Raw genomic sequence first — 13,774 nt, forward strand, 5'->3', positions numbered from 1 at the left:
GAAGGAGTGCCCGTGCCCGGTGAAAACCTGTCCCGCGACGAGGCCCAGAAGAGGGCCGAGCTGCTGACCGTCGACGGATACGAGGTCGCTCTCGACCTGCGGTCCGCCGTCGGCGAGCCCGAGGGGGCCGACGGGCGCGACGGGGGATCCGGACCGCGGACCTTCCGTTCGCTGACCACGATCCGGTTCCGCTGTGCCCGTGCGGACGCCTCGACCTTCGCCGACCTGGTGGCCCCGGCCGTGGACGCGGTGACCCTGAACGGGACGGCCCTCGACCCGGCCGTCGTGTTCGACGGGACACGGGTGGCGCTGGACGGGCTCGTCGAGGGCGAGAACGTGCTCGTCGTCGACGCCCGCTGCGCGTACAGCCGGACCGGCGAGGGCATGCACCGCTTCGTCGACCCGGAGGACGGCGAAGTCTACCTCTACACGCAGTACGAGCCGGCCGACGCCCGCCGCGTCTTCGCCAACTTCGAGCAGCCCGACCTCAAGGCCCCCTACCGCTTCCGGGTGACCGCTCCCGAAGGCTGGCGGGTCTGGTCCAACGGGGCCGAGGAGTCGCACGAGGGCGAGGTGTGGACCTTCGCCGAGACCCAGCCGATCTCCACGTACATCACGGCCGTCATCGCCGGTCCGTACCACTACGTGAGCGATCACTACAGCCGTACGTTCGACGACGGCTCCACGCTGGAGATCCCGCTCGGCGCGATGTGCCGCAAGGGGCTCGCCAAGTACTTCGACACGGACGACATCTTCCTGGTCACCAAGCAGGGCCTGGACTTCTTCCACGACCACTTCGACTACCCGTACCCCTTCGGGAAGTACGACCAGGCCTTCGTGCCCGAGTACAACCTCGGCGCCATGGAGAACCCGGGCATGGTCACCTTCCGCGAGGAGTGCATCTACCGCGGCAAGGTCACCTCGGCGGCCTACGAGCGGCGCGCCAACGTCATCCTGCACGAGATGGCGCACATGTGGTTCGGCGACCTGGTCACCATGGAGTGGTGGGACGACCTGTGGCTGAAGGAGTCCTTCGCGGACTTCATGGGCTCCTTCTCGATGGTCGAGGCGACCCGCTTCACCAACGGCTGGATCACCTTCGCCAACAACCGCAAGGCGTGGGCCTACCGCGCCGACCAGCTGCCCTCCACGCACCCCATCACGGCCGACATCCGTGACCTGGAGGACGCCAAGCTGAACTTCGACGGGATCACGTACGCCAAGGGCGCTTCCGTACTGAAGCAGCTCGTGGCGTACGTGGGCCGGGACGCGTTCCTCGAAGGCGCGCGGCGCTACTTCAAGAGCCACGCGTACGGCAACACCCGCCTGGGCGACCTGCTGTCGGTGCTCGCCGAGACCTCGGGACGCGACATGACGGCCTGGTCGCGCTCCTGGCTCCAGACGGCGGGCGTCAACGCGCTCACCCCTGTGGTCACGTACGACGCGGCCGGCGTCCTGACCGAGCTGGCCGTCGTCCAGGAGGCCGCCGCCTCGCACCCGGAGCTGCGCCCGCACCGCGTCGCGGTCGGCCTGTACCGGCGTACGCCGGAGGGCGAGCTGACGCGTTACGCGCGCGCCGAGGTGGACGTGGCCGGGGAGCGGACCGTGGTGGACGCCCTGGCCGGCTCCGAGCGGCCCGATCTGATCCTGGTCAACGACGACGACCTCACGTACTGCAAGATCCGCTTCGACGAGGCGTCGCTGGCCACGCTGCGCGAACACCTGGGCGAGATCACGGACCCGCTGGCGCGGGCCCTGTGCTGGTCGGCCCTGTGGAACATGACGCGGGACGCGCTGATGCCGGCCCGCGACTTCGTCGCGCTGGTGCTGGCGTTCGCCGGGCGGGAGAGCGACATCGGGGTGCTCCAGATGCTGCACACCTGGGCGCAGTCGGCGCTGGTCAACTACGCGGCCCCCGACTGGCGCGAGGAGGGCGGCCGGGCGCTGGCCGAGGGCGCGCTGCGCGAGCTGCGCATCGCCGAGCCGGGCAGTCAGCACCAGCTGACCTGGGCCCGCTTCTTCGCGGCGGTCGCCTCGTCCGATGAGGACTTCCAGCTGCTGGGCGGACTGCTGGACGGCACCGCCCGGATCGACGGGCTCGACGTCGACCAGGAGCTGCGCTGGGCCTTCCTCTCTCCGCTGGCCTCGCACGGGGTGGCGAACGAGGCGGCGATCGACGCCGAACTGGCCCGCGACGACACGGCGTCCGGCAAGCGCCACCACGTCCGGTGCCTAGCCTCGCGCCCCTCGGAGGCGGTCAAGGCCCAGGCGTGGGCGGCGGTCGTGGAGTCGGACAAGCTGTCCAACGCGCTGGTCGAGGCGACGATCACCGGTTTCGGGCAGCCCTCGCAGCGGGAGCTGCTCGCCCCCTACGCGAGCCGCTACTTCGAGGTGATCGAGCGGATCTGGGCGGAGCGGTCCATCCAGATCGGCATGCACGTGGTGCGGGGGATGTTCCCCGCTCTCCAGGACAGCCCCGCCACCCTCGCGGCGACCGACGCCTGGCTGGGCGAGCACCAGGACTCCGCCCCGGCGCTGCGGCGGCTGGTGCTGGAGGCCCGCGACGATCTCGCGCGGGCGCTGCGCGGCCAGGAGTGCGACCGGGCCGCAGCATGAGCGCGCGGGCATGAAGGGGGGGGCGCTCGGGTGAGGCGTGCGTGCGGCGCGAAAGCGGCGCTCGTACGCCCGTCCGGGGCGCCCTCCCCCGAATCCGGCGCGACGGCCCTTTTCGGTTGCCGAACGTCCGTGCTTGAGGACGGTGTTGTCCGGGATTGTCGACGAGCGTGTAACAGGGGTTAGGGCACCCTCCACGAGCGGGAAACCCCGGGACATGACCCAGAACACCCCACTCTCCCCCCGTCCCCCCCAGCTTCTCCATCACCCTCTTCGTTCCGAGGACGTCACGCAGCGTGTCCTCTCCGCCGCCCAGTTGAGGGCGCGGGGCGTGTCCGCCGCGCAGACATCCGCGCAGTGCCTGCCCGGCGGCCCCTGGCAGCACCTGCTGCCGGGGGTCTATCTGCTGCACCCGGGCCCGCCCACCGGCCAGGAGCGGCTGCACGGAGCGCTGTTGTACGCGGGGCGCCCGCCGGTCTCCGCGCGGCGCGCACCGGCGGACCCTGCGGACGCGGGGTACGGCGAGGCGATCGTCACCGGGACCGCCGCACTCGCGCTGTACGGCTTCGCCACGGCCGGGGACCTGGGGGCGCTGCACCGGATCGACGTGCTGGTCCCGCGCACCCGGCGGCTGCGGTCCACCCGGTTCGTGGAGGTGCTGCGGACCGCCTCGATGCCGAGCGCGGTGCGAGTGGGTGCGGTGCGGGTGGGCGAGGTGCCCGTCGCCCCGGTGGAGCGGGCCCTGGCGGACGCCGTGGCGGGCATGTCCGACGCGGCGGACGTCCGGCGGCTGCTGACCGAAGCGGTGCGCGGCAAGCACTGCGAACCAGCTTCTTTGGTACGGGAGTTGAGCGAGGCGAAGTTGCTGGGGCGGCCCGCCGTGGTGGGCGCGGTCGACGCGCTGCTGGCCGAGGGGCGGGCGGTGGCGGAGGGGCGGCTGTACGCGATGGTGCGCGAGCACGGGCTGCCGGAGCCGCTGTGGAACGTGGAGCTGCGGCTGCCCGGCGGGCCCCGGCTCGGCGGGATCGACGCCTACTGGCCCGACCACGCCGTGGCGGTGGAGCTGGACACCCGGGCGCCCCGGTGCGGCGCGCCCGGCCGGGGGGACCGGACCCAGGAGGATCCGCAGTGGTCCGCGTACGCCGCGAAGCGGGAGCATCTGGAGCGGCTCGGGGTCACGGTCGTCCACCTCACCCCGAGGAAGCTGCGCGATTCGATGGACCAGCAGGCGACGGTGGTGCGGACGGCGCTGATGGCGGCGGCCGACCGGGAGCCGGCCGCGTACGTGATGGTGCTGCCGCGCTGAGCGGGGGCGGCGGCGGCCCGGGATGGCGGCCCGAGGCCGCGATCCGAGGCCCCGATTCGGGACCGCGCTCCGAGGTGCCGATCCGAGGCGGGCACCCTGGAAGCCGCTGCCGGGTGGCCGCTGCCGGGTGGCCGCTGCCAGGAGGCTGTCCGACTCGCGGACCACGACCACGGCAAGGTCCGGACCCCACGGCCACAGCAGGTCCGGACCATGAACACCGCACGTCCGGACCCACGACCACGGCAGGTCCGGTCCATGGACACAGTTGGTCCGGACCACCGGCGCGGCAGGTCCGGACCACCGGGCCCGCGCCACGTGTCACCGGGCGCCACTCGCGTACCGTTTGACCTCTTTCCTCCCTCGTGGCACATCACGCCCCGTGGCGGATCTATGCCATGTCCCTGACTCGTCCCCGTCAACTCTCTACAAACCCCTGTCATTTACGACAGGCTGAGCGGTCATCCGGTACCGAATTCCGGACTCTCTCTTTCAATTACAGGGATGCTGATGACCAAGGAATCCCCCAGCTCCATACCCGGGGCGAGAAGAGCGGCGCGTATCGCGGCTGCTGCCGGCCTGGCAGCGGCACTCGCCGCCTCCGGCGCCGCACCGGCCTTCGCCGCCGACGACCCGGCTCCGGCACCCGTCAAACCGGCCGCCGCCAGCGACCGGGGCGACAAGCTCGGCAAGGCCGACGCCGATCTCCTGGCGAAGGCCAAGGCCAAGGGCGAGAAGAATGTCACCATGATGGTCGCCACCACCCCCGGTGCGACCGAGCAGGTCAGCAAGCAGCTGGACGCCGTCGAGGGCTCCGTGCTCGGCACGACCTACGACAAGCTCGGCTACGTCCGGGCGACGGTCCCGACCAAGAGCGCCGAGACCACGATCAAGAAGGCCTCCAAGCTCTCCTCCGTCCTCGGCATCGATCTCAAGCAGGAGATCAAGCTGGACGACCCGACGCCCGAGGGCGACCGGGCGGCCAAGGCCAAGCGGCTGAAGGTCACGGGCAGTTACCCGGCGCCGAGCAAGAAGACGCCGGCGAAGAACCCGTACAACCCGTCGTTCGAGACCGGCGCGGTCAAGTTCGTCGAGAAGCACCCGAAGGCCGACGGCCGCGGGATCACCATCGGCATCCTGGACTCCGGCGTCGACCTCGGTCACCCGGCCCTGAAGAAGACCACCACCGGCGAGCGCAAGGTCGTCGACTGGGTGACCGCGACCGACCCGGTCAGCGACGAGGACGGCACCTGGCTGCGGATGACCCAGTCGGTCACCGGCCCGGCGTTCACGTCCGGCGGGAAGACGTACGCGGCGCCGGCGGGCGACTACAAGTTCGCCACGTTCGCCGAGTCGGCCACCACCGGCGGCGACATGAAGGGCGACCTCAACCGCGACGGTGACACCACCGACGTCTGGGGCGTGCTGTACGACCCGGTCACCGGCACCACGCGGGTCGACCTGAACAACAACGCAGACTTCTCCGACGACAAGGTTCTCAAGCCGTACAAGGACAAGTTCCAGGTGTCCTACTTCGGTGAGGACGACCCGCGCACCGAGGTCGTCGAGCGCATCCCGTTCGTCGTCGAGACCCGCAAGAACGTGGTCTACAACGCGGCCGGCGCGAAGTCCGACTACGTCAACATCGGTGTCATCGAGGGCTCCCACGGCACGCACGTCGCGGGCATCACCGCGGCCAACGGCCTGTTCGGCGGCGAGATGAACGGCGCCGCCCCCGGCGCCAAGATCGTCTCCTCGCGCGCCTGCACCTGGTCCGGCGGCTGCACCAACATCGCGCTGACCGAGGGCATGATCGACCTCGTCGTCAACCGCGGCGTCGACATCGTCAACATGTCGATCGGCGGCCTGCCGCCGCTGAACGACGGCAACAACGCGCGTGCCGAGCTGTACAAGCGGCTCATCGACATCTACGGCGTGCAGCTGGTCATCTCGGCCGGCAACAGCGGCCCGGGTCTCAACACCATCGGCGACCCGTCCGTCGCCGACCACGTGATCTCGGTCGGCGCGTCGGTCTCCAAGGAGACGTGGGCGGCCAACTACGGCTCCAAGGTCACCAAGAAGTACGACATGCTGCCCTTCTCCTCGCGCGGTCCGCGTGAGGACGGCGGCTTCACGCCGGTCATCTCGGCTCCGGGTGCGTCCATCAACACCACCCAGACCTGGGCGCCGGGCGGTCCGGTCAAGGAGGCGGGTTACGACCTGCCGGCCGGCTACTCCATGCTCCAGGGCACCTCGATGTCCTCCCCGCAGGTGGCGGGCGCCGCCGCGCTGCTGCTGTCGGCCGCGAAGCAGAAGGACATCGAGCTTCCCCCGGCCGACCTGCGGACGGCCCTGACCAGCACCGCGAGCCACATCAAGAACGTGCCCGCGCACGTCCAGGGCTCCGGTCTGATCAACATCGTCAAGGCGTGGAAGCAGATCGCCAAGCAGGGCAAGCCCGCGCACGAGTACTCGGTGAAGGCCCCGGTCGACACCGCGATCGACTTCGCGCTCAAGGACCCGGGCTTCGGCACCGGCCTCTACGACCGCGAGGGCGGCCTGAAGGTCGGCGAGACCAAGGTCTACGACGTCGTCGTCACCCGCACCACCGGCCCGGACCGCAACGTCCGGCACAAGCTGACGTGGAAGAACAACGACGGCACGTTCAAGCTCAGCAGCCCCAAGTTCGTCTCGCTGCCGCTCGACAAGCCGGTCAAGATCAAGGTCAAGGCGAAGGCGAAGACCGCCGGGGTGCACAGCGCCATCCTGCGGGTCAACGACAGGAAGACCTCCGGCGTCGACCACCAGATCATGACCACGGTCGTCGTCGCCCACGAGCTGGAGCAGCCCGGTTACGCCTACAAGGCCTCCGGCTCGGTCCAGCGCAACGGCACCACGTCGTACTTCGTCAACGTGCCGGAGGGCGCGAAGACCCTTGAGGTCGCCCTCAGCGCGCTGCGCTCGGGCAGCCAGACGCGGTTCATCGCCCTGCACCCGTACGGGACGCCGGTCGACTCGACCTCCACGATCAACTGCTACCCGAACTACGAGAACCCGGCCAACACCTGCCGCCCGGACGTGCGGTCCTACAAGGACCCGCAGCCCGGCGTGTGGGAGATCGAGGTCGAGTCGCGTCGTACGTCGCCGCTGCTGAACAACCCGTACAAGCTGGATGTCTCGCTGCTCGGCGTGACCTTCGACCCGGCGGTGCGGACCATCGCCGAGGCGAAGATCGGCACTCCGGCCGCGGTGGACTGGACGGTCACCAACAGCGCCGCGGCCCTCCAGGGCAAGCTCCAGGGCGGCTCGCTGGGCTCGGCCAAGGTGGCCAGGCCGTCGATCGCCACGGGGGAGACCCGTCAGACCACGGTCACCATCGGTGAGGGCGTCGAGAAGCTCGACGTCGCCATCGGGGGCACCTCGGACGCCAACGCGGACATCGACCTGTACGTCTTCCGGGGCGCCACCCAGGTCGGCAGCGGGACCACGGCCGGCTCCGAGGAGCGGGTCAGCCTCGTGAAGCCCGCCGCGGGCACCTACACGGTCGTCGTCGACGGCTACTCGGTCCCGGCCGGGACCACCACGTACGACTACCGCGACGTGTTCTACTCGGCCTCGCTCGGCACGATCAAGGTCGACGCCACCAAGGCCGTGAACCTGGCCAACGGTGCGTCGGCCCAGGTCGACGCCGAGGTCGTGGTCGCCGGAGCGGCTCCCGAGGGCCGTCAGTTCTTCGGCGAGGTCCAGCTGGTCAACGCCCGCGGCACCGCCGCGGGCACCGGCAGCGTCGTGATCGAGAAGGTCACGCCGTAACGGATCGCCACTGAGCATCTCTGATGCGGCGGCGGGGCGGGCGCTCTCACGAGCACCCGCCCCGCCGTGCGTGTTCCTCGTCACATCGCCCGGCCCCCGCCGCGGATGTTTCCCTTCGGGCACAAGGAAGCCGCAGAACCCGCGGCCTTCGCGCGGACCGTCCGCAGGCCGGACAATGGATTGGACAAGGCGGGCCAGGACATACGCATCATGGAGCGGCAAACGGACCGCACAGACGCACAGCGTGTGGCCGCACAGCAGGCGGACACGCAGATGTGCAGACGTACAGACGTACGAACAGAGGAGTCCTCGTGAAGGTCGGAATCGTCGGCGCCACCGGTCAGGTCGGCACAGTCATGCTCAGGATCCTGGCCGACCGGGACTTCCCGGTCGACGAGCTGCGGCTGTTCGCCTCCGCCCGCTCCGCGGGCACCACGATCGACTTCAAGGGCTCCGGCGTCACCGTCGAGGACGCCTCCGCGGCCGACTACACGGGCCTGGACATCGTGCTGTTCTCGGCCGGCGGCGCGACCTCGAAGGCGCTGGCCGAGAAGGTCGCCGCCCAGGGCGCCGTGGTGATCGACAACTCCTCCGCCTGGCGCAAGGACCCCGAGGTCCCCCTCGTCGTCTCCGAGGTCAACCCGCACGCGGCCCGGGTCCGGCCGAAGGGGATCATCGCCAACCCGAACTGCACGACGATGGCCGCGATGCCCGTACTGCGCCCGCTGCACGACGAGGCCGGTCTCGAAGCGCTGACCGTCGCCACCTACCAGGCCGTGTCCGGCTCCGGGGTGGCCGGCGTCGCCGAGCTGCACGGCCAGGCGGCCAAGGTCGTCGCCGAGGCCGAGAAGCTGGCCCACGACGGCGAGTCCGTGGACTTCCCCGAGCCGGCCGTCTACAAGCGCCCGATCGCCTTCAACGTCCTGCCGCTGGCGGGCTCGATCGTGGACGACGGCTCGTTCGAGACGGACGAGGAGCAGAAGCTCCGCAACGAGTCCCGCAAGATCCTGGAGATCCCGGGGCTGAAGGTGTCCGGCACCTGCGTCCGGGTCCCGGTCTTCTCCGGCCACTCGCTCCAGATCAACGCCCGCTTCGCCCGCCCGATCGGGGTCGAGCGCGCCTACGAGCTGCTGAAGGACGCCGAGGGCGTCGAGCTCTCGGAGATCCCGACCCCGCTCCAGGCGGCCGGCAAGGACGCCTCCTTCGTGGGCCGCATCCGGGTCGACGAGACGGTGGACAACGGCCTCGCGCTGTTCGTCTCCAACGACAACCTCCGCAAGGGCGCGGCACTGAACGCCGTGCAGATCGCGGAGCTGGTGGCGGCCGAGCTGAAGGGCTGACCTCCGGCGTCACACGCGTAGACGTCACACGCGTAGACGAAGGGGCGGCCACCGATGACCGGTGGCCGCCCCTTCGCACGCGTGGGGTCAGAGCGCGAGATGGCGGCGGAGGGCCGCGTCGATCTCGGCCATGCGCTGGCGGGGGACCCGGCCGATCTGCCGCACGAACCGCTCCTGAGCCATCGCTCGCACCTGCTCGCACTGCACCTTGGAGTCCTTCGCCAGGCCGGAGTCGCCTGCCTGGAGAAGCACCTGGAAGGGGTAGAGGCGAGAGGTGTTCGACGTCAGCGGCACCACGGTGACCACGCCGCGTCCAGCCCGGTCCACCGCGGAGTTCGCACCATCGTTGGAGACGATGACCGAGGGACGCGCCTTGTTGGCCTCGCGGCCCCGCACCGGCTCGTAGTCGACCAGATAGATGTCACCGCGCCTCATCGACGATCCCGTCCCCCGAGAACTTGTCCCAGAACGCGGCGTCCTCGCTCTCATCCCATTCGGCGAAAGCCGCCACATAGTCGGCCTCAAGATTCGAGGCTCGCAACAGCTCGATGGCGGCGTGTATGACGGCGGACCGGGAATCCGCTTCGGTCTTCGTCGCGTACTCGTCGACGAAGGCGACATCCTCCTGCGGCAGACTCACACTGATCTTCATACCAGCAATGCTACCTGGGTAGGAACTGGAGCGCTACCCATCGTCGGGCAGGGCCGGACATGGAAGGATGAGCCGAAACATCACCATCGAAGGAGATGACCGCGTGCCTGGCACGAATCTGACCCGCGAAGAGGCACAGGAGCGGGCGCGCCTGCTGACCGTGGACGCGTACGAGATCGATCTCGACCTCTCCGGAGCGCAGGAGGGCGGCACCTACCGGTCCGTGACCACCGTGCGCTTCGACTGCGCGGAGGCGGGTGCGGAGTCGTTCATCGACCTGGTCGCCCCGGCCGTCCACGACGTGGTGCTGAACGGCAAGGACCTGGACGTGGCCGCCGTGTTCCGCGACGCGCGGATCGCCCTGCCGCATCTGCGCGAGGGCGCCAACGAACTGAAGGTCGTCGCCGACTGCGCGTACACCAACACCGGTGAGGGCCTGCACCGGTTCGTCGACCCGGTCGACGAGCAGGCCTATCTGTACACACAGTTCGAGGTCCCGGACGCGCGCCGCGTCTTCGCCTCGTTCGAGCAGCCGGACCTGAAGGCGACCTTCGCGTTCACCGTGAAGGCCCCCTCCGGCTGGACGGTCATCTCGAACTCCCCGACGCCGGAGCCGAAGGACGACGTCTGGGCCTTCGAGCCGACGCCCCGCATCTCGACGTACATCACGGCCCTCATCGTGGGCCCGTACCACGCGGTGCACAGCAGCTACGAGAAGGACGGCCAGTCCGTCCCGCTCGGCATCTACTGCCGCCCCTCGCTGGCGGAGTACCTGGACGCGGACGAGATCTTCGCCGTCACCCGGCAGGGCTTCGAGTGGTTCCAGGAGAAGTTCGACTACGCGTACCCGTTCGCCAAGTACGACCAGCTCTTCGTCCCGGAGTTCAACGCGGGCGCGATGGAGAACGCGGGCGCGGTCACCATCCGCGACCAGTACGTCTTCCGCTCCAAGGTGACGGACGCGGCGTACGAGGTGCGGGCCGAGACCATCCTGCACGAGCTGGCCCACATGTGGTTCGGCGACCTCGTCACGATGGAGTGGTGGAACGACCTCTGGCTGAACGAGTCGTTCGCCACCTACACCTCGATCGCCTGCCAGGCGTACGCCGAGGGCTCGAAGTGGCCGCACTCCTGGACCACGTTCGCCAACTCCATGAAGACCTGGGCGTACCGGCAGGACCAGCTGCCCTCCACGCACCCGATCATGGCGGACATCAAGGACCTGGACGACGTCCTCGTCAACTTCGACGGGATCACGTACGCCAAGGGCGCCTCCGTGCTCAAGCAGCTCGTGGCGTACGTCGGCATGGACGCGTTCTTCCAGGGCGTGCAGGCGTACTTCAAGGCGCACGCCTTCGGCAACACCCGTCTCTCCGACCTGCTGGGCGCGCTGGAGAAGACCTCCGGACGCGACCTGAAGACCTGGTCGAAGGCGTGGCTGGAGACGGCGGGGATCAACATCCTGCGCCCGGAGATCGAGACCGACGAGAACGGTCACGTCACCTCCTTCACCGTGCTCCAGGAGGCTCCCGCGCTGCCCGCCGGCGCGAAGGGCGAGCCGACGCTGCGCCCGCACCGGATCGCCATCGGCTGCTACGACCTCGACGCGGACGGCAAGCTGGTGCGCACCGACCGGATCGAGCTGGACGTCGACGGCGAGCGCACCACGGTGCCCTACCCGCAGGGCAAGGCCCGCCCGGCCGTCATCCTGCTCAACGACGACGACCTCTCCTACGCCAAGGTCCGCCTCGACGAGGCGTCGCTGCGGGTCGTCACCGAGCACCTGGGCGACTTCGCCGAGTCGCTGCCGCGCGCCCTGAGCTGGGCCTCGGCCTGGGACATGACGCGTGACGGCGAGCTGGCGACCCGCGACTACCTCTCCCTGGTGCTCTCCGGCATCGGCAAGGAGTCGGACATCGGCGTCGTCCAGTCGCTGCACCGCCAGGTGAAGCTGGCCCTGGACCTGTACGCCGCGCCGGAGACCCGTGAGGGCGCGCTCAACCAGTGGACCGACGCGACGCTGGCGCACCTGCGGGCGTCGGAGCCGGGCAGCGACCACCAGCTGGCGTGGGCCCGCGCCTTCGCGGCCACGGCCCGCAACCCGCAGCAGCTGGACCTGCTCCAGTCGCTGCTGGACGGCACGGAGTCGATCGAGGGCCTGGCCGTCGACACCGAGCTGCGGTGGGCGTTCGTGCAGCGGCTCGCGGCCGTCGGCCTGCTCGACGAGGAGGAGATCGCCGCCGAGTACGAGCGCGACAAGACGGCGGCGGGCGAGCGCCACGCGGCCTCGGCGCGGGCGGCCCAGCCCTCGGAGGAGGCCAAGGCGCGGGCGTGGGCCTCGGTCGTGGAGTCGGACAAGCTGCCCAACTCGCTCCAGGACGCGGTCATCAGCGGCTTCGTCCAGACGGACCAGCGTGAGCTGCTGGCCCCGTACACGGAGAAGTACTTCGCCTCGGTGAAGGACGTCTGGGACTCGCGCAGCCACGAGATGGCCCAGCAGATCGCGGTGGGCCTCTACCCGGCCCTCCAGGTCTCCCGGGAGACGCTGGACGCCACGGACGCCTGGCTGGCCTCGGCCGAGCCGAGCGCGGCGCTGCGCCGGCTGATGTCGGAGTCGCGGTCCGGTGTGGAGCGCGCTCTGAAGGCCCAGGCGGCGGACGCGGCGGCGGCCACCGCGTAGCGGTACGTACGGCCCTGGGGGCGTCCTCTTCGTTCGTGGCGGAAGCGTCGCGGCGGAGGGGGCGCCCCTTTGCCGTACGCCCGCGCGGGTTCACCCGGTCGCGCGTCCGGCGGCCGGGCGTGCGCCCGGCGGGTTGGAAACCGCCCGGCGGGCGGGCGCAGGAGCGCAGCCGTCCGCCGGGCGGAGCAGGGGGTGCCGGCAGCCTTACGGGGTCACGCGCCGGACTCCTCGTAGCGGCGGGCCAGGTCGGCGGCGCCGGACTCCGTGAGGGTGCCGTGCAGGCGCATCCGGGCGACGCCGCCGTCGGGGAAGGCGTCGAGGCGGACGTGGGTGACGACGGCCTGGGCGCGCAGCACGAAGCGGTGAAGGGTGTCGGGCTGGAGGCGGGTGCGCGGGATGATCTCGAACCATTCGCCGGTGTCGCCGTTGCGGCCCTGGAGGGCGATCCAGCCGGCGGAGTTGCCCTTGAGGTAGGCGGTGTCGATCTCGATCGCGCGGACCGCGCCCTGGGCGGGCAGCCGGAAGCGGACCCAGTCGTTGGTGTCGCGGACCCGGCGGCGGCGGTTCTCCCAGCCGTCGTCCATCTTGCGGGAGGTGCCCGGCAGGATGATCTGGGTGGGCGAGGAGTAGAAGCGGTCGGAGGCGTCCTCGTACGTACCGCCGTTGAGGACCGAGATCAGGTCGATCGTGCCGAGCGCGGCGAGCCAGGCCGGGTCCGGGACGACCTCGCCGTGCACGCGGAGGCGGGCGATGCCGCCGTCGGGGTGCTGGCAGAGGCGCAGGTGGGTGTAGCGCCGGCCGCCGGTGATCTCGAAGGCGTTGGCGGCGTGGCCGCGTACGGGGGCGGGCGGGAGGATCTCGTCCCACTTCACGTCGTCGGCGAGCAGCTGCTCGGGGCTCGGGGCGCCCTCGACGGAGGTGGCCTGCACCGATACCCGCTGCGGGTAGTTGCCGCGGAAGTGGGCGGTGTCCACGATCAGGCCGCGGACGATGCCGGGGGCGCCGAGGCGGACGATGGCCCAGTCGTGGTCCTCGGGGGCCGGGAAGGGGTGCTCGGCGCCGGCGCCGCGCCGGCGGCGGGTCTCCCAGCCGTCCATGATCTTGCCCTTGTGCCCGAAGTGCTCGGGGTCGAACACGGCGCGCTCGCGGATCAGGAGGTTCTCGCGCTCGGCGAAGAACTCGTCGTTGGCGGCGATCACGCCCGCGCCGAGGCGGCGGTCGGCGAGGTCGACCAGCTCGGTGAAGGGGAGGTCTCCGGCTTCGCGGTAGTCGGCGTACGGGTCGCCGCCGCCGTAGGGCGCGGCGTCATTGGCGTGGGGGTCGGTGTCGGGGTCCTGGAATGTGGTCTCGCTCGCGTCGAAGGTCATGGCTCT

Annotated in this window: 8 protein-coding genes; 5 read left to right on the forward strand and 3 right to left on the reverse strand. The window is 70.5% G+C overall.

The window, feature by feature from the left end:
- Positions 1-12: 12 nt before the first annotated feature.
- From pepN (ACGF2Y_RS19405) to ACGF2Y_RS19420, 4 genes are all read left to right on the forward strand, one after another.
- The gene (gene pepN, locus ACGF2Y_RS19405; protein WP_392948783.1) at positions 13-2,616 is read left to right on the forward strand and encodes an aminopeptidase N; all 2,604 of its coding nucleotides are present in this window, start codon (positions 13-15) and stop codon (positions 2,614-2,616) included.
- Between the two features lie 214 nt (positions 2,617-2,830).
- Entirely contained in the window at positions 2,831-3,919 is a 1,089-nt protein-coding gene (locus tag ACGF2Y_RS19410) for a hypothetical protein (protein ID WP_392948785.1), read from the forward strand.
- A 501-nt stretch (positions 3,920-4,420) separates the two neighbouring features.
- On the forward strand, positions 4,421-7,729 hold the full coding sequence (locus tag ACGF2Y_RS19415; RefSeq protein WP_392948788.1) for a S8 family serine peptidase: 3,309 nt from the start codon (positions 4,421-4,423) through the stop codon (positions 7,727-7,729).
- Between the two features lie 311 nt (positions 7,730-8,040).
- Entirely contained in the window at positions 8,041-9,069 is a 1,029-nt protein-coding gene (locus tag ACGF2Y_RS19420; protein ID WP_392948791.1) for an aspartate-semialdehyde dehydrogenase, read from the forward strand.
- Between the two features lie 87 nt (positions 9,070-9,156).
- Here the strand turns inward: ACGF2Y_RS19420 and ACGF2Y_RS19425 are convergent, their stop codons facing one another.
- Both ACGF2Y_RS19425 and ACGF2Y_RS19430 read right to left on the reverse strand, forming a co-directional pair.
- Positions 9,157-9,504 (reverse strand): type II toxin-antitoxin system PemK/MazF family toxin, encoded by a 348-nt coding sequence (locus ACGF2Y_RS19425; RefSeq protein ID WP_392948793.1) that lies wholly within the window; start codon positions 9,502-9,504, stop codon positions 9,157-9,159.
- Complete coding sequence (locus ACGF2Y_RS19430) at positions 9,491-9,721, reverse strand: ribbon-helix-helix domain-containing protein (RefSeq protein WP_228182779.1); 231 nt, start codon at positions 9,719-9,721, stop codon at positions 9,491-9,493. Before ACGF2Y_RS19430 ends, ACGF2Y_RS19425 begins: the two co-directional genes overlap by 14 nt.
- A gap of 103 nt (positions 9,722-9,824) precedes the next feature.
- On the opposite strand from ACGF2Y_RS19430, the gene pepN (ACGF2Y_RS19435) reads away from it, so the two are divergent.
- Positions 9,825-12,401, forward strand: a complete 2,577-nt coding sequence (gene pepN, locus ACGF2Y_RS19435; RefSeq protein WP_392948797.1) for an aminopeptidase N — start codon at positions 9,825-9,827, stop codon at positions 12,399-12,401.
- A 212-nt stretch (positions 12,402-12,613) separates the two neighbouring features.
- Here the strand turns inward: pepN (ACGF2Y_RS19435) and alc are convergent, their stop codons facing one another.
- On the reverse strand, positions 12,614-13,768 hold the full coding sequence (gene alc / locus ACGF2Y_RS19440) for an allantoicase (protein ID WP_392948799.1): 1,155 nt from the start codon (positions 13,766-13,768) through the stop codon (positions 12,614-12,616).
- Between the last annotated feature and the right edge of the window lie 6 nt (positions 13,769-13,774).

This window comes from Streptomyces sp. NPDC048142 (assembly GCF_043202835.1).
Taxonomy (GTDB): Bacteria; Actinomycetota; Actinomycetes; order Streptomycetales; family Streptomycetaceae; genus Streptomyces.

Bases quoted from the DNA above. Each gene is read 5' to 3' on its own strand.
- ACGF2Y_RS19410 (WP_392948785.1), top strand. From the start codon at position 2,831: ATGACCCAGAACACCCCACTCTCCCCCCGTCCCCCCCAGCTTCTCCAT.
- ACGF2Y_RS19415 (WP_392948788.1), top strand. From the start codon at position 4,421: ATGCTGATGACCAAGGAATCCCCCAGCTCCATACCCGGGGCGAGAAGA.
- ACGF2Y_RS19425 (WP_392948793.1), bottom strand. From the start codon at position 9,504: ATGAGGCGCGGTGACATCTATCTGGTCGACTACGAGCCGGTGCGGGGC.
- ACGF2Y_RS19430 (WP_228182779.1), bottom strand. From the start codon at position 9,721: ATGAAGATCAGTGTGAGTCTGCCGCAGGAGGATGTCGCCTTCGTCGAC.
- alc (WP_392948799.1), bottom strand. From the start codon at position 13,768: ATGACCTTCGACGCGAGCGAGACCACATTCCAGGACCCCGACACCGAC.